The 23,078-nt window shown below is 26.7% G+C and carries 17 protein-coding genes and 1 tRNA gene; 10 read left to right on the top strand and 8 right to left on the bottom strand.

Going from position 1 to position 23,078, the window contains the following annotated elements:
* Positions 1-26 precede the first annotated feature (26 nt).
* The 3 genes from rpoC (at position 27) to purH (ending at position 6,621) form a co-directional block, all read left to right on the top strand.
* Positions 27-4,259 (top strand): DNA-directed RNA polymerase subunit beta', encoded by a 4,233-nt coding sequence (gene rpoC, locus D9V60_RS00170; RefSeq protein WP_158360358.1) that lies wholly within the window; start codon positions 27-29, stop codon positions 4,257-4,259.
* A gap of 408 nt (positions 4,260-4,667) precedes the next feature.
* The gene (locus D9V60_RS00165) at positions 4,668-4,940 is read left to right on the top strand and encodes an HU family DNA-binding protein (RefSeq protein WP_158360357.1); all 273 of its coding nucleotides are present in this window, start codon (positions 4,668-4,670) and stop codon (positions 4,938-4,940) included.
* Between the two features lie 103 nt (positions 4,941-5,043).
* The gene (gene purH / locus D9V60_RS00160) at positions 5,044-6,621 is read left to right on the top strand and encodes a bifunctional phosphoribosylaminoimidazolecarboxamide formyltransferase/IMP cyclohydrolase (RefSeq protein ID WP_158360356.1); all 1,578 of its coding nucleotides are present in this window, start codon (positions 5,044-5,046) and stop codon (positions 6,619-6,621) included.
* 156 nt (positions 6,622-6,777) lie between these two features.
* Here purH and metE read toward each other — a convergent pair whose 3' ends face one another.
* Positions 6,778-9,048: a 5-methyltetrahydropteroyltriglutamate--homocysteine S-methyltransferase gene (metE, locus tag D9V60_RS00155; protein WP_158360355.1), complete on the bottom strand. Its 2,271-nt coding sequence runs from the start codon at positions 9,046-9,048 to the stop codon at positions 6,778-6,780.
* A 151-nt stretch (positions 9,049-9,199) separates the two neighbouring features.
* On the opposite strand from metE, the gene metR reads away from it, so the two are divergent.
* Positions 9,200-10,135 (top strand): HTH-type transcriptional regulator MetR, encoded by a 936-nt coding sequence (gene metR, locus D9V60_RS00150; protein ID WP_158360354.1) that lies wholly within the window; start codon positions 9,200-9,202, stop codon positions 10,133-10,135.
* Between the two features lie 22 nt (positions 10,136-10,157).
* Here the strand turns inward: metR and D9V60_RS00145 are convergent, their stop codons facing one another.
* Positions 10,158-10,967, bottom strand: a complete 810-nt coding sequence (locus D9V60_RS00145) for a Cof-type HAD-IIB family hydrolase (protein ID WP_158360353.1) — start codon at positions 10,965-10,967, stop codon at positions 10,158-10,160.
* Positions 10,968-11,130: 163 nt separating this feature from the next.
* Between D9V60_RS00145 and glmU the strand changes: the two genes are divergently transcribed.
* Together glmU and glmS are read left to right on the top strand one after the other, a co-directional pair.
* Entirely contained in the window at positions 11,131-12,516 is a 1,386-nt protein-coding gene (glmU, locus tag D9V60_RS00140) for a bifunctional UDP-N-acetylglucosamine diphosphorylase/glucosamine-1-phosphate N-acetyltransferase GlmU (protein WP_158360352.1), read from the top strand.
* Between the two features lie 50 nt (positions 12,517-12,566).
* Positions 12,567-14,396, top strand: a complete 1,830-nt coding sequence (gene glmS / locus D9V60_RS00135) for a glutamine--fructose-6-phosphate transaminase (isomerizing) (RefSeq protein ID WP_158360351.1) — start codon at positions 12,567-12,569, stop codon at positions 14,394-14,396.
* A 108-nt stretch (positions 14,397-14,504) separates the two neighbouring features.
* On the opposite strand, the gene rpoH is transcribed toward glmS, so the two are convergent.
* Together rpoH and ftsY are read right to left on the bottom strand one after the other, a co-directional pair.
* On the bottom strand, positions 14,505-15,362 hold the full coding sequence (rpoH, locus tag D9V60_RS00130) for an RNA polymerase sigma factor RpoH (RefSeq protein WP_158360350.1): 858 nt from the start codon (positions 15,360-15,362) through the stop codon (positions 14,505-14,507).
* 162 nt (positions 15,363-15,524) lie between these two features.
* On the bottom strand, positions 15,525-16,589 hold the full coding sequence (ftsY, locus tag D9V60_RS00125) for a signal recognition particle-docking protein FtsY (protein ID WP_158360349.1): 1,065 nt from the start codon (positions 16,587-16,589) through the stop codon (positions 15,525-15,527).
* 129 nt (positions 16,590-16,718) lie between these two features.
* Here ftsY and rsmD point away from each other — a divergent pair, with 129 nt between their 5' ends.
* From rsmD to dnaC, 3 genes are read left to right on the top strand one after another with little or no spacing between them, the layout of a single operon-like run.
* Positions 16,719-17,300, top strand: a complete 582-nt coding sequence (gene rsmD / locus D9V60_RS00120; RefSeq protein WP_158360348.1) for a 16S rRNA (guanine(966)-N(2))-methyltransferase RsmD — start codon at positions 16,719-16,721, stop codon at positions 17,298-17,300.
* A gap of 39 nt (positions 17,301-17,339) precedes the next feature.
* The gene (gene dnaT, locus D9V60_RS00115) at positions 17,340-17,834 is read left to right on the top strand and encodes a primosomal protein DnaT (RefSeq protein ID WP_158360347.1); all 495 of its coding nucleotides are present in this window, start codon (positions 17,340-17,342) and stop codon (positions 17,832-17,834) included.
* The gene (gene dnaC, locus D9V60_RS00110) at positions 17,834-18,574 is read left to right on the top strand and encodes a DNA replication protein DnaC (protein WP_158360346.1); all 741 of its coding nucleotides are present in this window, start codon (positions 17,834-17,836) and stop codon (positions 18,572-18,574) included. The genes dnaT and dnaC overlap by 1 nt, the downstream gene beginning before the upstream one ends.
* A 10-nt stretch (positions 18,575-18,584) precedes the next feature.
* Here dnaC and efp read toward each other — a convergent pair whose 3' ends face one another.
* The 3 genes from efp to D9V60_RS00095 form a co-directional block, all read right to left on the bottom strand.
* Positions 18,585-19,151, bottom strand: a complete 567-nt coding sequence (efp, locus tag D9V60_RS00105) for an elongation factor P (protein WP_158360345.1) — start codon at positions 19,149-19,151, stop codon at positions 18,585-18,587.
* Between the two features lie 245 nt (positions 19,152-19,396).
* Positions 19,397-21,043, bottom strand: coding sequence for a chaperonin GroEL (gene groL / locus D9V60_RS00100; RefSeq protein WP_158360344.1), 1,647 nt, complete (start codon positions 21,041-21,043; stop codon positions 19,397-19,399).
* 50 nt (positions 21,044-21,093) lie between these two features.
* Entirely contained in the window at positions 21,094-21,384 is a 291-nt protein-coding gene (locus D9V60_RS00095) for a co-chaperone GroES (protein WP_158360343.1), read from the bottom strand.
* 232 nt (positions 21,385-21,616) lie between these two features.
* Here D9V60_RS00095 and D9V60_RS00090 point away from each other — a divergent pair.
* Positions 21,617-21,689 (top strand) — tRNA-Phe (locus D9V60_RS00090).
* 9 nt (positions 21,690-21,698) lie between these two features.
* Here D9V60_RS00090 and mnmE read toward each other — a convergent pair.
* Positions 21,699-23,066 (bottom strand): tRNA uridine-5-carboxymethylaminomethyl(34) synthesis GTPase MnmE, encoded by a 1,368-nt coding sequence (gene mnmE, locus D9V60_RS00085; protein WP_158360342.1) that lies wholly within the window; start codon positions 23,064-23,066, stop codon positions 21,699-21,701.
* Positions 23,067-23,078 lie beyond the last annotated feature (12 nt).

Here is a 23,078-nt window from a genome sequence, read left to right as displayed (position 1 = left end):
ATTTTCACCCCAACGAGAGCTTATGCGTGAAAGATTTACTAAAATTTTTAAAAGCCCAAACTAAAACCGAAGATTTTGATGCAATTAAAATTTCATTAGCGTCACCAGATGTAATTAGATCTTGGTCATTCGGAGAAGTTAAAAAACCAGAAACTATTAACTATCGTACATTTAAACCAGAAAGAGATGGATTATTTTGCGCACGTATTTTTGGTCCAGTAAAAGATTATGAATGTCTGTGCGGAAAATACAAAAGATTAAAACATCGAGGTGTTATTTGCGAAAAATGCGGTGTTGAAGTTACACAAAGTAAAGTAAGACGTGAACGGATGGGTCATATAGAACTTTCATCTCCTACAGCTCATATTTGGTTTTTAAAATCATTACCGTCACGTATAGGTTTATTATTAGATATGCCATTGAGAGATATCGAAAGAGTACTCTATTTTGAATCTTATGTTGTTGTCAATCCAGGAATGACTCATCTTGAAAAAAATCAAATTTTAACAGAAGAACAATATTTAGATGCACTAGAAGAATTTGGAGATGAGTTTCATGCTGCAATGGGCGCAGAAGCAATTCAGCTATTATTAAAAAACATGCATTTAATAAAAGAATGTGAAAATTTAAGAATAGAATTGAATGAAACAAATTCTGAAACTAAACGAAAAAAACTAACAAAAAGAATTAAATTAATTGAATCATTTATACAATCTCATAATAAACCAGAGTGGATGATTCTCACTGTTTTACCAGTATTACCTCCCGATTTAAGACCACTAGTTCCGTTAGACGGTGGTAGATTTGCAACGTCTGATCTTAATGATTTATATAGAAGAGTCATTAATAGAAATAATCGGTTAAAAAGATTATTAGATTTAGCTGCTCCTGATATTATTGTTCGAAATGAAAAAAGAATGCTGCAAGAAGCTATAGATGCGTTATTAGATAATGGAAGAAGAGGAAGAGCAATTACAGGGTCTAATAAAAGACCTCTTAAATCTTTAGCTGATATGATAAAAGGAAAACAAGGTAGATTTCGTCAAAATTTACTTGGAAAACGTGTGGATTATTCAGGAAGATCAGTTATTACTGTCGGTCCTTATCTACGATTACATCAATGTGGTTTACCTAAAAAAATGGCTTTAGAACTTTTTAAACCATTTATATATGGAAAATTAGAAGTGCGTGGTTTAGCCACTACTATCAAAGCTGCAAAAAAAATGGTAGAAAGAGAAGAATCTGTAGTATGGGATATATTAGATGAAGTTATTCGAGAACATCCAGTATTATTAAATCGAGCACCTACTTTACATAGATTAGGTATTCAAGCATTTGAACCTGTTTTGATAGAAGGTAAAGCCATACAATTACATCCATTAGTTTGTGCTGCATATAATGCTGACTTTGATGGCGACCAAATGGCTGTTCATGTTCCGTTAACACTAGAAGCTCAATTAGAAGCTAGAGCGTTAATGATGTCTACAAATAATATTTTATCACCAGCTAATGGAGAACCAATTATTGTACCTTCTCAAGATGTAGTTTTAGGGTTGTATTATATGACCCGAGAAAAAATAAATGGAAAAGGCGAAGGTATGTTTTTGAATGGCTCTAATGAAGCAGAAAAAGTATATCATTTAGGTATTGCTGAGTTACATTCTTTAATTAAAATTAGAATCATAGAATATCAAAAAAACACAGAGAATCAGTTAATTCCTATAAAAAGAATAGTAAATACTACTGTAGGAAGAGCGATTTTATGGATGATTGTTCCTAAAGGTTTACCATTTAGCATGGTTAACCAAACTCTAGGAAAAAAAGATATTTCTAAAATGTTAAATACATGTTATAGAATTTTAGGGTTAAAACCTACTGTTACTTTTGCTGATCAAATTATGTATACCGGTTTTGCTTATGCAGCAAGATCAGGGGCATCTGTCGGTATTAATGATATGGTTATACCAGAAAAAAAATCAAATATTATTTATGAAGCAGAAATTGAAGTTGCTGAAATACAAGAACAATTTCAATCTGGATTAGTTACAGCAGGAGAAAGATATAATAAAGTTATTGATATTTGGGCTGCAGCAAATGAAAGAGTAGCAAAAGCAATGATGGAAAACTTATCTACAGAATTAGTTTTAAATAAACAAGGAAAATCAAAAAAACAAATTTCTTTTAACAGTATATTTATGATGGCAGATTCAGGAGCAAGAGGGTCTGCAGCACAAATTCGTCAATTAGCTGGAATGCGTGGTTTAATGGCTAAACCTGACGGCTCCATCATTGAAACTCCTATTACAGCAAATTTTAGAGAAGGTTTAAATGTATTACAATATTTTATTTCAACTCATGGAGCTCGGAAAGGACTAGCTGATACAGCATTAAAAACTGCGAATTCTGGTTATTTAACTCGTCGTCTTGTTGATGTAGCACAAGATTTAGTTGTTACAAAAAAAGATTGTGGAACACATGAAGGAATTTTAATGACTCCATTAATCGAGGGTGGAGATGTAAAAGAACCATTGCGCGAAAGAGTTTTAGGTCGCGTAACTGCAGAAAATATATTAAATCCTAATACTAAAAAAATCTTGATTGAAAGAAATACCTTATTAAATGAGCAATGGTGTGACCTTTTAGAAAAAAATTCTATCGACACTATCAAAGTAAGATCAGTAGTTAATTGTGATACTGATTTTGGTGTATGCGCATACTGTTATGGTCGAGATTTAGCAAGAGGTAATTTAGTTAATAAAGGAGAAGCAATAGGAGTAATTGCTGCTCAATCTATAGGTGAACCTGGTACTCAATTAACAATGAGAACCTTTCATATCGGAGGAGCTGCATCTAGAGCCGCAACTGAATCTAGTATTCAAATTAAAAACAAAGGTATTATAAATCTTAATAATGCAAAATCTGTAACTAATTCCTCAGGGAAAATAGTTATAACATCAAGAAATGTAGAACTAAACATTATTGATAAATTTGGTAGAACAAAAGAAAGCTATAAAATACCTTATGGATCTATAATGGCAAAAAAAAATGGAGAAGAAGTCAGTTCCGGAGAAACTATAGCAAAATGGGATCCACACACTATACCGGTAATTACAGAAGTAAATGGCTATGTTCGATTTATAGATATGATAGATGGCCAAAGCATTACAAGACAAGCAGATGAGTTAACTGGGTTATCTTCAATAGTAGTATTAGATACAGCTGAAAGAATGGCTATTGGTAAAGATTTAAGACCTTCGTTAAAAATTATCGATGAAAAAGGCAATGATGTACTTATTTCAGGAACAGAAATGCCTGCTCAATATTTTTTACCTGGAAAAGCGATTGTACAATTAAATGATGGTGTAAAAATTAGTTCAGGAGATACTTTAGCAAGAGTACCTCAAGAATCAGGAGGAACCAAAGACATAACTGGTGGGTTACCAAGAGTCGCAGATTTATTTGAAGCAAGACGTCCAAAAGAATTAGCTATTTTAGCTGAAATCAGTGGTATTATTTCATTTGGAAAAGAAACAAAAGGTAAAAGAAGATTAATTATTACTCCAGTAGATGGAAATGATTCATACGAAGAAATGATTCCCAAATGGAGACAATTAAACGTTTTTGAAGGAGAAAGAGTAGAACGAGGCGATGTTATATCTGACGGTCCAGAATCGCCGCATGATATTCTTCGTTTACGAGGTGTACAAGCTGTAACGAAATATATTGTTAATGAAGTACAAGAAGTATATCGTTTACAAGGTGTAAAAATTAACGATAAACATATTGAAGTTATCATAAGACAAATGCTTAGAAAAGCAACAATAATTAAATCAGGAAACTCAGATTTTTTAGATGGAGAACAAGTTGAATTTTCAAGAATAAAAATTTCAAATCGTATATTAAATAAAAAAAATAAAATACCAGCTACTTTTTCAAGGGATTTATTAGGAATTACTAAAGCATCATTAGCAACCGAATCATTTATATCCGCTGCATCTTTTCAAGAAACAACTAGAGTATTAACAGAATCAGCAGTAGCAGGAAAAAAAGACGAACTACGAGGATTAAAAGAAAATGTTATTGTTGGTCGTTTAATTCCAGCAGGTACTGGCTATGCATATCATAAAGAACGATTAAATCGTCGAAAAACTACAAATAATAATCATATATTAAATAATAATAACAATTCATCCTCTCAAGTTAGCGCTGAAGAAGCATCTGCAAGTTTATCTGAATTATTAAATTCTACTCTTACATAAACACTATATTATATAACTCTTAAATACCATAAAAATACGGCTGCTCTACAAAAGCAGCCTAAATAATTTGTAAAAACATTGAAAAAAATTTTTTATTTCAGTAAAAATATATACTTTATTTATACTATCTTTTTATTTTTTTTTAGATATATTATATATTTTAATTTTATTTGATTCATTGAATTAATCTTTTTCATCTTAAATCAATTTTCAAGAACACAATATCAATCACATTTCGATTTAAATTATATAAAATATCAACTTAAATATGATTTCAAAACTTTTAAGAACATAAAATTTATATTAAAAATAATTTATTTTAATTGTAAAAAAATAAATGATTTTATTAAAATTTACATTAACATAATTTAAATTAATTATTATTTTGTTAAATAAAAAGGGAAGATAATGAATAAAACTCAATTAATCAATATTATTTCTAAAAAATCTAATTTATCAAAAATACAGGTTAAATCTACCTTAGAATCAACATTATCAACCATTATAGACTCTTTAAAAAAAGGTGAATCTGTACAAATAGTTGGTTTTGGAACATTCAAAGTTAATTTAAGAGCTTCTCGTACAGGAAGAAATCCACAAACAGGAAAAGAAATTATTATTCCAGCGACAAAAGTTCCTAGTTTTATATCTGGAAAAACATTAAAAAACGCAATTAAATAAACACACTATTATATTAAAAATTTAAAGGGGCAAAGCGCCCCTATGAAATTAAATTTTTAAACAAATTTTATTAAAATATTTTTTAAATAAAAGAACCAAAATTATGTTATCAAATAATATATTAAAAAATGCTTTAATCAGTTTATCTAATAAAGAACATTTATTAGAAATGTCAAAAATTTTATTAGAAAAAAAAATTAATTTATTTGCAACAGGAGGGACTGCAAAATATTTAAAAAATCATAATATACCTGTAACTGAAATTTCAGAATATATAAATTTTCCAGAAATCATGGATGGTCGTTTAAAAACTATGCATCCAAAAATAATAGCAGGTATTTTAGCTAGAAGAGAAAAAGATCAAGAAATTATGAATTTATATAATATACTACCAATTGATATAGTAATTATTAACTTTTATCCGTTTGATAAAATCAATATGAAAAAAAAATGTAAAATAGAAGAAATGATTGAAAATATTGATATTGGAGGACCAACATTAGTTCGCTCTGCTGCTAAAAATTATAAAGATGTTATAGTTATAGTAAATTTTTGTGATTTTAAATTAATTTTTAACGAAATAAAAAATAATTATATCAGTATAGAAAAAAGATTATATTTAGCAAGTCAAGCTTTTTTATATACTTCGCGTTATGAACAAAGCATTGAAAAATATTTTACAAATCAAAATAAATTCAATATAAAAAATAAAACTAATTTATTCCCAAATCATATTAAAATGAAATTTATTAAAAAACAAAATTTGAGATACGGAGAAAATCAACACCAAAAATCCGCTTTGTACATTGAAGAAAATTTTTCAAATCCTGGTACGATTAGTTCTTCCTATCAAATGCATGGTAAAAAATTATCCTATAATAATATATCTGATGCAGATATAGCACTAGAATGCGTTAAACAATTTTCTGAGCCAGCTTGTGTTATTGTAAAACACGGCAACCCGTGTGGGGTTTCTGAAAATATATCTCTATTAGAAGCATATATATCTGCTTACAAAGCAGATCCTATTTCTGCGTTTGGAGGAATAGTCGCATTTAATTCTATAATAGATACAAATACAGCTGAAGAAATTGTTAAAAAACAATTTGTTGAAGTAATTATTGCGCCTGAAATAAATAACACATCTTTAGAAATATTAAAAAAGAAAAAAAATATAAGAATATTAATTACTGGAAAATTTAAAAAAAATAATGAAAAAATAGATTTTAAAAAAATAAAAAATGGATTGCTATTACAAGAATATGACAATGATGAAATAGATATCAAAAAATTTAATTTTGTTACAAAAAGATTACCTAACAAAGAAGAACTCAAAGATGCTATTTTCTGCTGGAAAGTAGTAAAATATGTTAAATCAAACGCAATTTTATATGGTATTAATAAAACTACTATTAGTATAGGTGCTGGTCAAACCAGTAGAGTAGATGCAACTCAATTAGCAAATATTAAAGCAAAAGATAGAGGATTTAATACAAAAGGAGCCACTATGGCATCTGATGCATTTTTTCCTTTTGTAGATGGAGTCGAAAAAGCTGCTTCTATTGGAATAAGTTGTATTATTCAACCAGGTGGTTCAATTCGTGATCAAGAAATCATTCAATGTGCCAATAAATATAATATAGCAATGATTTTTACTCAAAAACGTCATTTTAAACATTAAATTTTATAATATTAAAAGAACATAAGTATAATTTTAATATTTTAAATTAATAAAAAATTATTATATTTTTAAATCATCATTTAGATTTTTATTTATATAAAATAATCTAAAAGATGATTTAATATTTTATTAATTAAGTATTTTAAATAATATAGATTAAATATTTTTTTTAATTTTATTTCGTATTTTTTTTGAAGCTTCTACCATATTTTTTAATGCAGATATTGTTTCTTGCCAGTTTCTTGTCTTTAAGCCACAATCTGGATTTACCCAAATACGGTTTAATGGTATATATTTCATTGCTTTTTTTAATAATATATCGATTGATTCAATACTAGGTATATTGGAAGAATGAATGTCATATACTCCTGGACCGACTTCATTTGGATATTTAAATTGCTTAAATGATTCTAATAATTCCATATCAGAACGTGCTGTTTCAATTGTAATAACATCCGCATCTAACAAAGCAATAGAATCCATGATATCATTAAATTCACAATAACACATATGTGTATGAATTTGTGTTGTGTTTTTTACATTAAAACAAGTTAAACGAAAAGCGTCTACTGCCCAAGTTAAATATTCACTCCATAAACTTTTTTTCAAAGGCAAACCTTCTCTTAATGCAGGCTCATCAATTTGGATAATTTCAATTCCTTCTTTTTCTAAATCTAAAACTTCATCATGTAATGCTAGCGCAATTTGTTTAGAAATAATTTCTAATGAAATATCTTCTCTAGGAAAAGACCAAAATAAAATTGTAACTGGTCCTGTTAACATACCTTTCACTGGTTTTTTTGTTAAAGATTGAGCATATTTTGACCATTCTATAGTAATAGGTTTTGGACGACTAATATCACCGATAATAATAGGTGGTTTTACACAGCGAGAACCATAACTTTGAACCCATCCATTATCTGTAAATGCAAAACCATCTAAATTTTCACCAAAATATTCTACCATATCATTTCTTTCAGATTCTCCATGAACAAGAACATCAATGTCTAGTTCTTCCTGCTTTTGTATTACTTCTTTAATATGTTTTTTAATACCTTTTTTATATTCTTCAAAATTTATTAAATTTTCTTTATAATCTTTTCTTAACTTTCTTATTTCTATTGTTTGAGGAAAAGAACCAATAGTAGTTGTAGGTAAAATAGGCAAATTAAACTTACTTTTTTGTGCTTTAGCACGAATAGCATAATTGCTAGTACGATTAAAATTATTATTTAAAATTTTAGACACACGTTTTTGAACTTCAAATTTATGAACTTTTTCAGAAGAACTACGTTTATAAATTGGATCAGACCATTGTTTAATTAAAGTAGTATCATTACTCTTTAATGCTTTTAATAATAACGTTAATTCATTACACTTTTGCACAGCAAAAGAAAACCATTTTTTAGTTTCTTGATCTAAATTTTTTTCCATATTTAAATCAATAGGAGAATGTAATAATGAACAAGATGAACTAATTAATAAATTTTGACGAAATTTAGAAATTTTAGAAAGAATTTCAAACCATTTTAAAAGATCTGACTTCCAAACATTTCTTCCATTAATAACTCCTAAAGATAAAATCCATTCCTTAGGAATTTTATCATTAAAATCAAATAAATTATATTTTCCAAAAACTAAATCAATATGAATACCATCTACAGGTAGAGTACTGATAAATTCTATATTGTGATTAATACTATCAAAATATGTTGTTAATAATATTTTAGATTTTCCATGTAAATAGTTATAAGCATATGAGTAAGCTTTTTTCCATTTTTCTGGAAGCTCTAAGACTAACGCAGGTTCATCTATTTGAATAAAACTAATATTTCTTGCAGATAATTCGCTTAAAATATACTTATATATAGGTAATATACTGTCAAGTAAATCTAAACGATCAAAATATTCTCCTTTTACTTTTCCCAACCATAAATATGTAATAGGTCCTAGAATAATAGGCTTAACTTTATAACCTAATAATAAAGCTTCATCCGTTTCTTCTAAAATTTGATTCCAAGAAAATTTTAATTTTCTATTTTTATTAAACTCTGGAACTATATAATGATAATTAGTATTAAACCATTTTGTCATTTCTGATGCAGAAATATCTGGATAAGATCCTCTAGCTGTACGAAATAAACAATCTAAATCAAAAGAAGCATTAATATCATGATGTCTTTCTGGTATGTTTCCTAACATCATACTAGTAGTTAAAACATGATCGTACCAAGCAAAATCTCCAACTGATATATATTGTATTCCACTTTCCTTTTGTTTTTTCCAATTATCTTTCCTTAAATTTTTTCCTACAAGCAATAAATCTTTTTGTGTAATATCACCAGACCAATAAGATTCTTGAGCCCTTTTCAGTTCTCGGTTCACACCGATTCTTGGAAAACCAAGTATATGATTCGAAATAATCATTTTTTTTCCTTATAATTGCTTTATAACTATTTAATAAATATTTATTTAAAATCATTTAATAATTGATTTATTTAAAATAGATATCTTATAATTCTAGTATTAAATAAAATACGCAAGCGCAAATATTTAATTCTCGATATGAAGGAATCTCATGATCGAAATAAAACATCTCAGAACTCTTCAAGCCTTAAAGAATAGTGGTTCATTGAGTTCTGCTGCAATTCAATTACATCAAACGCAATCAGCTATTTCTCATCAATTTAATGAACTAGAAAAAAGATTAGGTTTTAAATTATTTATTAGAAAAACTAATCCTGTAAAATTTACAATCCAAGGAAAAATTTTGCTAAAATTATCTAAAGAAATCTTACCCAAAATAGATAAAGCAATAAAAAATTGTAAATATACTCATCAAACAGTGATTAAGCTTGCAATTGAATGTCATAGCTGTATTCATTGGTTAACACCAGCATTAAAAATTTTTCATAAAAACTGGCCTAAAGTAGAAATAGATTTTTATTCTGATATGATTTTCAGTCCTCAACCATCTCTACAGCAAGGCAAATTAGATATAGTATTAACTTCAGAAGTTTTACCTAAAAATGATTTAATTTATATACCCATGTTTGATTTTGAAGTTCGATTAATTTTATCTCCAAGTCACCCTTTAGCAAACAAAGAAAAAAAAATTATTCCAGAAGATTTAATATCTGAAACATTAATGACATATCCAGTAGAGCGTCATAGATTAGACATATGGAAATTTTTTTTACAACCAGCAGGAATAATACCGATATTTAAAAACGTAAATAATACTTCACTTCTTATACAAATGGTATCAGCAAAAATGGGTATTACTGCTTTACCACATTGGATAGTAGATAACTTTGAAAAACAAAATTTAATTGTTACAAAAAAATTAGGTCAGGGGATATGGAAAAGATTATATGCTGCTATAAGATATGGCGAACAAAAAGAGCTAACTCTACAAAATTTTATTTTTTCTATATGCTCACATGCCAATACTCATTTAAAATTTATTCGTCGTATACTACAGCCTAGCTTTTTTAAAAATTTTAAATATTAATTAAAACAAAATATTTATATAATTAATGGTTTGATGTAATAAACATTTTTTCTAAAAAAACTGCTACACTATCATCTGCATTATTACCGATAATCTCAGCATATGGTAAAATTTTTTTTAAACGTGAATCAGAATTTTCCATGATACATGGTTTTCCTGAAATACTTAACATATCGTAATCATTCATTCCATTACCAAATGTAATACATTCTTTTAAAGAAACACCTAAAATATTAGATATTAATTTTAATCCATGACCTTTTGAAGTTTTCCCAGATATAACTTCTAAACATCCTGGAATAGAAAAATTCACATTCACTTTATCACCTAATAAAGTAATAATATATTTTTCAAGAGCACACAATTTTTCAAGATTATTACTTGTATAAAAAATTTTGCTTACTTTGCTAAAATTAAATCTATCTAGATAAAAATACTCATGTTTTAACAATGATAAACTTGGACAAAAATTATTTTCAATTTTACTATTATTTATATACCATTGATTATTTCGATAAATTTGCGTAATAATATCTGATTCAAAATATTTTAAAGAAGCAAGTTTAAAAGCAATTTCTACATCTAAATTATTTTCGAAGATTAACTTATTATCTAAATTATAAACTTTAGCTCCATTAGAAGTGATCATAAAAATTCTAATATTTAAATTATCTCGAATATACATCATATCAATATGATGACGACCTGATGCAAAGACAATAAACAAACCTTTATTTATTAATAATTTTATGATTTTTTCTGTATATTTTGTTATTTTATTTTCTGGGGACAATAAAGTACCATCTAAATCTACTGTAATAATTCGATACATAATAAACCTTAATATTTAAAATAATATATTTAACATGTTTAAAATACTTTAATAATCAATTTATATTTATTAACTGCTGATTATAATTTTAACTTTAATAATATTTTAAATAAAATCATTTAAAAAAATTTTATGTATTTTAAAAATATAAAAAAGGATATATATGTTAAAAACTGAGACAGTTATTATTATATTAGCAGCTGGAAAAGGTAGTAGAATGAAATCTAATTACCCAAAGGTATTACATAGATTAGGTGGAAAAACAATATTAGAATATGTTTTAAATACAGCAAAATCTATTAAACCTAAAAAAATAATATTAGTTTGTACTGATAATATAAAAAAAATATTATCTAAAACTCAAAATATTTCTGTAGAATGGGTAATTCAAAAACAACAAAAGGGAACAGGAAACGCAATAATTATAGCATCAAAAAATTTTTCAGACAATGAAAACATTATTATTCTTTATGGAGATATGCCATTTATTTCAAAAGAATCTATAAAAAAATTACAAGAATCTAAAAAAAAATCAAATTTAAGTTTATTAACTAGCAACATAAAAAAACCAGAAGGATACGGAAGAGTTTTTAGAAAAAAAGGAAAAGTGATAAAAATTATAGAAGACAAATGCGCTAATAATAAAGAAAAATTAATTAAAGAAGTATACTCTGGAACATTTATAGCAAATGGAAAAGATTTGAAAAGATGGCTGTTAAAAATTAATCAAAACAATATTAATCAAGAATTTTATGCTACAGATATTGTTTATTTAGCTTATTTAGAAGGAAAGACCATTACAACAGTAAAACCTTTAAATCAAAAAGAAATATTAGGTATAAATAATCAATTGCAATTATCTATTTTAGAAAAAATTATTCAGCAAGAAATAACTAAAAATCTTATGATAGCTGGTATTACATTAAAAAATCCATATCATTTTAACTTAAGAGGAACTTTAAAGCATGGAAAAAATATAGAAATAGACACAGGTGTTATATTAGAAGGTAATGTAATTTTAGGAAATGACGTTAAAATCGGAGCAGGTTCTATAATTAGAAATAGTTTTATTAATCATCAATCCCAAATTAAAGAATATACAATTATAGAAAATGTTAAAATAGGAAAAAATTGTATAATAGGGCCTTTTTGCCACTTAAGAAACTATACTATATTAAACAACGAAACACATATAGGTAACTTTGTTGAAATTAAAGATAGTATTATAGGAAAAAAATCAAAAATAAAACATCTTAGCTATATTGGAAATTCTGAGATTGGTTCTCAAGTAAATATTGGGGCAGGTAGTATTACGTGTAACTATGATGGTTTTAAAAAATCAAAAACTATTATTGGTGATAATGTTTTTATAGGCTCTAATACAGAATTAATTGCTCCTATTCAAATTTCAGATAATACAACTATCGCAGCAGGAACTACTGTAATAAAGAGTGTGGATAAACCATGTTTAGTATATAACACAAAAGAACAAAAATATAAAGAAAACTGGATTCGTAATAAAAAAAATGATAAAAAAAATACTAATTAATAGTATAAATTACTAAAAATTATTTTATAATAAAACAAGGGTAGATCTATATGTGTGGTATTGTTGCTGCAGTAACACAACGTAATATAATTAATTTTCTTCTTGAAAACATTAAACGATTAGAATATCGAGGATACGATTCTTCTGGATTAGCGATAATAAATAAAAATAATAATTTTTCTCGAGTTAGATGTGTAGGTAAAGTAAATGAATTAATAGAAAAAACAAAAAAGAAAAAATTATTTGGAACAATTGGTCTTGCTCATACACGATGGGCAACTCATGGAAAAGTATCAGAAAAAAATACGCATCCACATATTTCCTCTCATATTGCTATCGTTCATAATGGTATTATTGAAAATAGCTTTCAACTGAGATCTTTATTAACAAAACAAGGTTATATATTTTATTCCGAAACAGATACTGAAGTTATTGTGCATTTATTACATTGGGAACAAAAAAAAACAGGTAAATCTCTTCTAGAAGTTATGCGTAATAGTTTAATGAAATTACAAGGCAATTATAGTATGGTAGTCATGGATAGTCATAATCCATCAAAATTAATAGCTGTTTGTTCTGGATGCCCATTAATTATTGGACTAGGAACAAAAGAAAATTTTATAGCTTCAGACCAAATTGCATTGTTGAATATTACAAAACGTTTTATATATTTAAAAGAAGGAGATATTGCTATTGTAAAAAGAGAAAATATTAAAATATTTAATAAAGATAATTCTATTATTAAGAGAAAGATAATTAAATCTGATGTTAAATATGAATCTGTAAAAAAAGGAAAATATAAACATTACATGGAAAAAGAAATATATGAACAACCAAAATCTATTCGAAATACTTTAAAGAACCGTTTAAAAAATAATACAAGTATTTATTTTCCAGAGTTAGGATTAAAAGAAATAAATATTTTTTTACATTTAGAACACATTCAAATCGTTGCATGTGGAACTTCTTACCATGCTGCTATGGTGTCTAAACATTGGTTTGAATCAATTGCCAATATTCCATGTGATGTAGAAGTAGCTTCTGAGTTTTCTTCACGTAAATTAGCAGTTAGAAAAAAAAGTTTTTTTATTACTTTATCTCAATCAGGTGAAACAGCAGATACTTTGAGAGCATTAAGAATTTCTAAAAAATTAGGATATTTAGGAAATTTAACTATATGTAATATGAAAGGTTCATCTTTAGTTCAAGAGTCGGACAACTATTTATTAACTAAAGCTGGAGTTGAAATTGGAGTCGCTTCTACCAAATCATTTACTACACAGCTAACTGTTTTATTAATGTTGGTAGCGAAAATAGTTAGTATCAAAAAAAAAGAAAATGATATTGAAAAAAAAATTGTAAAAATTTTAACTATTTTACCATATAGAATTGAAGAGATTTTAAAAAAAAACAAAGAAATTCAAAATATAGCAAAAAAATTATATAATAAAAAAAATATATTATTTCTTGGAAGAGGTGATCAATACCCTATAGCTATGGAAGGAGCATTAAAATTAAAAGAAATCTCTTATATTCATGCAGAAGCATATCCATCTGGAGAATTAAAACATGGTCCTCTTGCACTAATTGATAAAAATATGCCTATTATCATTACAGCTCCTAAAAATTCATTATTAGAGAAAACAAAAAAAAATATTCAAGAAATATGTACAAGAGGTGGTTTAATCTATATTTTTTCTGATGAAGAAATAAATTTAGAAAAAAATATAACACTTTTAAAAGTTCCATATGTAGAAGAAATAATAGCACCTATTTTTTATATAGTTCCATTACAGTTACTTGCATATTATATTGCTTTAAGTAAAGGAACAAATATAGATCAACCAAGAAACCTTGCAAAATCTGTAACAGTAGAATAAAAATTGATATTTATTTTATTTTATACAAAAGAGTATGAGTTTTTAGTTCTATAAAATAGTCTCATACTCTATATAACATATTCTAATTAATAATATTTATATTTTCATTTAATTTTCTATAGCTATTTTTAATTTTTTCATAGCATTTTTTTCTAATTGTCGTACACGTTCTGCGGAAATTCCATAATTATTTGCTAATGCTTGTAAAGTGTTTTTTTTATTATCATCAAGCCATCTAGATCGAATAATATCACGACTACGTTTATCTAACCTCAATAAAGCATTGCTTAATTTATTTGTAGCATGTTCGTCCCAATTATCTTGTTCAAATCCATTAGCAAAATCAGATGTCTTATCTTGTAAATAAGGCATATTTAAATTATTTTTTCCATCTTTTAAATCTTCATCTGGAAAAGAATTGAAAGTTATATCCTGAGCTGACATACGAGATTCCATTTCTCTAACATCAGAAGTACTTACTCCTAACTCTCGAGCAACTATTTCAATTTCCTCTTTATTAAACCAACCTAATCTATTTTTACTTTTTCTTAAATTAAAAAATAATTTTCTTTGGGATTTTGTAGTTGCTACTTTCACAATTCTCCAATTTCTAAGTACATATTCATGTATCTCAGATTTAATCCAATGAACTGCAAAAGAAACTAAACGAACTCCAATTTCCGGATTAAATCTTCGAACTGCTTTCATTAAACCTATATTTCCTTCTTGTATTAAATCGGCTTGAAGTAAACCATATCCTGAATAATTACGTGAAATATGAATAACAAATCGAAGATGAGAAAGAATTAAAGTTTTAGCAGCATCTAAATCACTATTATAACGTAAACGTTGAGTTAATAATTTTTCTTCTTCAATAGATAACATAGGCCATAAATTAGCTATTCTAATATAAGCATCTAAATTACCTAATGATGTTACAGACAATATCTGTACTTTATTAGTCATATTGATTCCCGCATAAACGAAATATATTAAATCAATTATAAGTATGTGGGATTTTTCATCATACTTTAGTTAAAATTGAAAATCAAAAATTTATATAAATATATTAATATTAAGTTAAAAATTAATAGCATAAATTATTTATACTGTAAAATTTACAAAAAATTATTTTATATGATGAAAAATAGAATTAATAAAATCACTACTATTAAAAGTAATTAAATCAGTTGATTTTTCACCAGTTCCAACATAACGAATCGGAATAGAAAATTGATCTGATAACGCAAAAATTACTCCTCCTTTTGCAGTTCCATCTAATTTCGTAATAATTAATCCAGTTAAATTAAGTGATTTATGAAACATTTCAGTTTGTTTTATTGTATTTTGTCCATTACAAGCATCAATTACTAATATTATTTCATGTGGAGCAGATGTATTTAGTTTTTTAATAACTCTAGTTATTTTTTTTAATTCTTCTAATAAATGTTGTTTATTGTGTAACCTTCCTGCTGTATCAACTATTAAAACATCTATTTTTTTTGAAATAGCAGATTTTAAGGCATCAAATGCTACTGCGGCTGGATCCGCCCCTGAAACTTGAGCTATAACTGGAATATCATATCTTTCTCCTAAGATTTGTAATTGTTCTATTGCTGCAGCGCGAAATGTATCTGCAGCTGCTAACATGACAGATTTTCCATCTAATTTATACTTTTTCGCTAATTTTAAAGCTGTTGTAGTTTTTCCTGTCCCATTTACTCCAACTACTAAAATAACAAATGGAATTTCATTTGAGATTAAAAGAGGTTTTTCTACTTTTTTTAAAATTAAATGCATTCTTTTTTTTAAAAGAAAATAGACTTCTTTTGGATTTTTTAATGCTTTACGATCAGCATCATTAATTAATCCTTGAATAATTTTATCAGTAGTATTAACGCCAATATCAGATAAAATCATAGTCTCTTCTAATTTTTCAAACAAAGCTTCATCTATATGCTTTAAAGAAAAAATACGATTAATTCCATTATCAAAAAATTTTTTAGTTTTTTTTAAACTTTCTTTTAATTTAAAAAAAAAATTCATTTTTACATCTTTTTTACTATCTAATTTTTTAAAATCCTTAGTATTTATTTTATCTTCTATTTGATGTTTATTTAAATCAATTTTATTTTTTTTAATTATTTTTGAATTAATCCAAGAGAATAAATTATTTTTTTTATTATCATTCATTTAAATAGTTCCTTAATGAAAAAGTAAAAATTGTTTACTTTATGTTAAAAAAATTCAAAATTAAATATTTATTTAAATTATATTTAATAATAAAATAAATTATATCACTAACATAGATAATCTAATAAAATGTGTAATTCTTTTTTAAAAAAGAAGGGAAAAGTTTATATTATTTCCGGTAAGTTAAAAGGAAGAAAATTATCTTTTAAAAATAATTTAAACATACGTCCAACAACTAATCGAATAAGAGAAACACTTTTTAATTGGCTTTCTAAATATATTCAGAATTCTCGTTGTCTAGATTGTTTTTCAGGTAGTGGAGCATTAGGAATAGAAGCTATATCTCGATATGCTACATTTGTTACGTTTTTAGAAATAGAAAAAAAAAATGTGATCTCATTAATAAAAAATACACAAAAATTAAATATATCTAATCTAGAAATTATACATACAAATGCTTTAAATTGGTTAAAAAAACCTCAAAAACCATATGATATAATATTTTTAGATCCTCCATATAATGAAGAATTAATAGAAAAAACTATTATGCTATTAGAGAAAAAAAAATGGATAAAAAACGAATCAATAATTTATATAGAAACAAAAAAAAATCAAACTTTGATAATACCACATAATTTCAATTTATATAAAAAAAAAATAACTAATCATATTGCATGCTATCTTTATATTTTTAAAACAAAAGAAATATAAAATTAAAAATATTAATAAGTTTAATAGGATAAAATTTTTATGAAAATTTTAGTCTCCAAGAATGTAAATCTAGATTTGTTTTGTAAAAATCCCTTACAAATTGTAAAAACAACAAAAAATGGAACTTTATCTATATCAAAAAATAAAAAAGTTTTATTCTATGTTATAACTCCATCAGTATTAAAAAAAATATTTGATCTTGAATACAATTTTGAAAATGAAGATAAAAAACAAGAAGAAAAAATAAAACAAAAATTTTCTATGCATCCTAAATGGACTCCTGATAAAGATTTCATTAGAAAAGCAGCATTATGGGGAATAATATTAGAAAAAGAAGTATCTAAGCACGAACTGACTTCTTTTATTTCCTATTGGGAAGCTGAAGGTTGTCTTTTTTATCATATACAATGGGAGCAAAAACTAGCAAGAAATTTACAAAGAGTTCGCTCTTTTAACTTACTTAAAAAACAAAAAGATATTACTTATATACCTATTCCTGATCAAAAAATACCCGATGGATTTAGAGGTAAATAATGATATTTCATGCCGATTTTTTTAAACGTCTTCAAAGAATTATGCCTAATAATATAAAACCTAAATTTGAAAATGATCAAGATTTATTAGCTTGGAATCAGGAACAAGGAAGAATATCTTCTGAATCAATATTACGTGAAAATAAAGCAATGAAAATGCAAAGAGTTTTAGGAAGATCTGGAATTCGTGAACTATATATGAATTGTTCTTTTGAGAATTATAAAATTGAACATGAAGGACAAAGAAAAGTATTGAAAGCAGCAAAACGTTATGCTGAAGAATTTAACGAAAATATCGCAAGTTTTATTTTTTCAGGAAGACCTGGTACTGGTAAAAATCATTTAGCATCAGCTATAGGAAACTACTTGATTTTACATGGAAAAAGTATTTTAATTGTAACAGTAGCAGACTTAATGTCTAACATGAAAGGCACGTTTAGCGGTGCTAGTAATATTACTGAAGAAAATTTGTTACACAATCTTAGCACTGTTGATTTATTAATGATTGATGAAATTGGAATGCAAACTGAATCTAGATATGAAAAAGTCATTATTAATCAAATAGTTGATAGAAGATCATCATCAAAACGATCTACCGGAATGTTATCTAACTTAGATCATAAAGGTATGAAAAATTTATTAGGAGAAAGAGTGATTGATAGAATGCGATTAGGGAATAGTTTGTGGTTAACTTTTGAATGGGAAAGTTATAGACAATATGTAAAAGGTGATGAATACTAATCATTATATTTTATTTAATTCTAGCTACATACTCACCGGATCGTGTATCTACTTTAATTAAAGATCCAACTTGTATAAATAGTGGAACTTTTACAATTGCTCCAGTATTTAATTTTGCTAATTTAGTTCCAGTATTGACTGTATCACCTTTTAAAGTTAATTCTGTATCTATTACTGTTAATTCTACAAAAATATTAGGTGTAACAGAAATTGCTTTATTATTCCAAAACATAACAAAACATGTGTCTTGTTCTGATAGCCATTTTTTATTTGAACCAATAATTTTTTTTTCTACTGAAAAATCTTCAAAAGTATTATTATTAATAAAATACCAAAAATTACCATCATTGTATAAATAAGATAATTTATATTCTAAAATATCTGCTATTTCTAATGAAGTAGTTGATTTAAACGTTTTTTCTATTAGTTGATTTGTTAATAACTTTCTTAATTTAACACGAACAAAAGCTTGGCCTTTTCCAGGTTTAACAAACTCACTAGCTTCTATTAAACAAGGTTCTTTTTCAAAAATAATTTTATGACCAATACGAAAGTGATTACTTTGATATACCCTCATAAATTCCTCTATAAAAAAATATTAAATGTTTAATTTTTAGTTAAAAAGAAAATTTTATATAATATTAAATACTTAAAAAAGTTTAAACAAACTATTTCATAAATTTTTGGTTTTAAAATTTACTAATATGTTAAAATTTAAAATCAAAATTTTTTTTATCAAAAATAAATTCTTTCCTCAGAAAAATACATCTGAGGAAAGAAATCTTTAAATTAATTTGAATAATGTGATTAACTAAAAAATTTTTACATCATACCGCCCATGCCGCCCATACCACCAGCAGGAGAAGCATTTGTATCAGAAGATTTTTCATCTTTTGGTAAGTCTGTAACCATACATTCTGTAGTAATCATTAAGCCAGCAACAGATGCAGCATATTGCAGAGCAGATCTTGTAACTTTAGTAGGATCTAATATTCCAAAATCAATCATATCTCCATACTCATCAGTAGCAGCATTATAACCATAGTTACCTTTTCCGTCTTTTACATTATTAGTAACTACAGAAGGTTCTTCACCTGAATTTGAAACAATTTGACGTAAAGGAGCTTCCATTGCACGTAAAGCCACTCTAATTCCAACATTTTGATCTTCATTTTGACCACGTAAACTAGATATTTTTCCAGCAACACGCACTAAAGCAACACCTCCACCAGCAACTACTCCTTCTTCTACAGCAGCACGAGTTGCATGTAAAGCATCTTCAACACGAGCTTTCTTTTCTTTCATTTCTACTTCTGTTGCTGCTCCAACTTTAAGTACGGCAACACCACCAGATAACTTAGCTAAACGTTCATTTAACTTCTCTTTATCATAATCGGAAGTAGCTTCTTGAATTTCTTGTCGAATTTGACCAATACGACTTTGAATAGCATATTTTTCTCCGATACCGCCAATTATAGTTGTAGTATCTTTATTAATTACAACACGCTTTGCTTGACCTAAATCTTCTAAAGTAGATTTTTCTAATTCCATTGCTAGTTCTTCTGAAATTACGGAACCTCCAGTTAGAATAGAAATATCTTGTAACATCGATTTTCTTCTATCACCAAATCCAGGAGCTTTAACAGCAGCAACTTTTACTATGCCGCGCATAGAATTAACGACTAAAGTAGCTAATGCTTCGCCTTCTAGATCTTCTGAAATTATTAACAATGGTTTGCCAGATTTAGCAACAGATTCTAATATTGGAAGCATTTCGCGAACGTTGGAAATTTTTTTATCAGCCATTAAAATATATGGATTTTCTAATTCAACAATTCCTGTTTCTGGTTTATTAATAAAGTAAGGAGATAGATATCCGCGATCAAACTGCATACCTTTAACAACTTCAAGTTCATTTTGTAAACCTGTTCCTTCTTCTACCGTAATAACTCCATCATTACCTACTTTTTCCATAGCCTCGGCAATTAAAGCTCCTACTTTTTCATCAGCATTAGCAGAAATAGTACCAACTTGTGTAATTGCTTTAGAATCAGAACATGGTACAGATAAATTTTTTAATTCTTCAACAGCACTAATCACTGCCTTATCAATGCCTCGTTTTAAATCCATAGGATTCATGCCGGCAGCTACAGCTTTTAAGCCTTCATTAACTATTGATTGTGCTAATAATGTTGCTGTTGTAGTTCCATCTCCTGCTGCATCATTTGCTTTAGATGCAACTTCTTTTACCATTTGAGCTCCCATGTTCTCGAATTTATCTTCTAATTCGATTTCACGAGCTACTGATACACCATCTTTAGTGATACTAGGTGCTCCAAAAGATTTGTCTAAAACTACATTTCTACCTTTTGGTCCTAAAGTTACTTTTACCGCATCAGCTAATACATTAACTCCGCGAAGCATTTTAATACGAGCTTCATTACCAAATTTTACATCTTTAGCGCCCATTTTGACATTTCCTTAAATATATTTTTTTTATGGATATATAGCATAGTTTACTATTCAACAATTGCTAAAATGTCACTTTCAGTTAAAATTAATAATTCTTCATTATCAATCTTTTCTGTTTTCGCACCATAACCTTCATTAAAAATTACAATATCTCCAACTTTGACATCTAATGGTTTAATATCTCCATTATCTAGAACACGACCATTACCAACTGCTGTAACTGTGCCTCGATTTGATTTTCCAGCAGCAGAACCTGTAAGAACAATACCGCCAGCAGATTTTGATTCCGCTTCTTGACGTTTTACAAGTACACGATCATGCAATGGACGAATTTTCATATGATAATACTCCTGTGAATAATCCTGTTTAATGTTATTTTATATTTTTTATTTATGCAAATTTAATATTTTATCTTTAACATTAAATATAGGGATCTTTATTAAAACTTTCAAGGGTAAAAATTATTTTTAATTATTTTTTATTAAATAAATTATTAACGTAAAACTCAAATTAATTTACTGTAAAAAAGTATTGACAAAGTTTTATATTTGATGATTTAATGTAAAAAATGCCCGGATAGCTCAGTTGGTAGAGCAGGGGACTGAAAATCCCCGTGTCGGTGGTTCAATTCCGCCTCCGGGCATAAATTAAGCTATTTTCCTATACAAAAAGTAGAAAAAATACGATTTAATAGATCATTTGAACTAAAAGAACCTGTTATTTCTCCTATTAATTTATTCATTAAACTAAGCGATTCGGCTAAAAATTCAATATTATTGTATTTTAACCAATCTTTTTTTGCTTTTAAAAATTCAAAATAAGATAAATCAATTTGATGTACATGACGTCTTCTAGCAGCAAATAAACCTTCTTTTTCTTTATTTTTTTCTGTTTTTATGAGATGTTTTTTTAATGTATTTATGCCTTGTCCTGTAAGGGCAGAAATACTAATAAAATAAAAATCTCCTATTTTTTTAATACCAAAATCATCTTGTAATAAATCATTTTTATTTAAAACAAAAGTTATTCGTATAGAATTATCATAAGAATTAATTTTTTTAATAAAATCATTTGATATTCTTTTTTGATCTTCAAAGTTAATTGTTTTATCTATTACAAACAAAACATGCTCACATTTTTTAAGAGTATTCCAAGCTCGAATAATACCAATTTTTTCAACTTCATCTTTTGTATTATGAAAACCTGCAGTATCAATAATTTCACATAGAAAACCATTAATGTTAACATATTCATAAAGAAGATCACGTGTTGTTCCAGGAATGTTTGTAACAATAGCTCGATTACTCGAAGATAGGATATTTAATAAACTAGACTTTCCAGCATTAGGAGGGCCAACAATTATAATTTTTTTCGTTTCTCTTATAATGCTTTTGTCTGTAATAATTTTTTTGATTTTTAAAAATTTATCGTCTAATTTTCGAAAATTACTGTACACAATATCATCGAAATTAAAATTAATTTCTTCTTCTGTAAAATCAATACTGGATTCAATCTCAACACGAAATTGTGTAAGTATTTCTACTAGATCCTGTATAAAATATGAAAAGTTTCCTTCTAAAGAATTTAATGAAGCTTTTGCCATAGATTCAGTTTCAGAGTTAATTAAATCATCTATTGCTTCTGCTTGAACTAAATCAATTTTACCATTTAAAAAAGCACGCTCACAAAATTCACCTGGTTTAGCTAATCTTATATTTTTAATAGATAAAATTCTTCTAATTAACAAATCTATTATAAGTGGATTACCATGACCTTGTAACTCTAATGTATCTTCACCTGTAAATGAAAAAGGCGAAGGAAACCATAAAGATATACCGTGATCTAAAACTTTTTTATTTTTATTAAAAAATTTTGCATAAGTAGCAAATCTTGGTTTAGGTATTGCACCTAAAACCTCTATAGCAACTGTTTTTGCGTTAACTCCAGAAATTCGTAATATTCCAACGGAACTTTTTCCTGGATGAGTAACTTGAGCAACAATAGTATCATTTTGTATCATAAAGTACTTTCT

It is taken from the genome of Buchnera aphidicola (Aphis craccivora) (assembly GCF_005082145.1).
Lineage (GTDB): Bacteria > Pseudomonadota > Gammaproteobacteria > Enterobacterales > Enterobacteriaceae > Buchnera > Buchnera aphidicola_U.
This window is presented reverse-complemented; position numbering and strand designations above follow the sequence as displayed.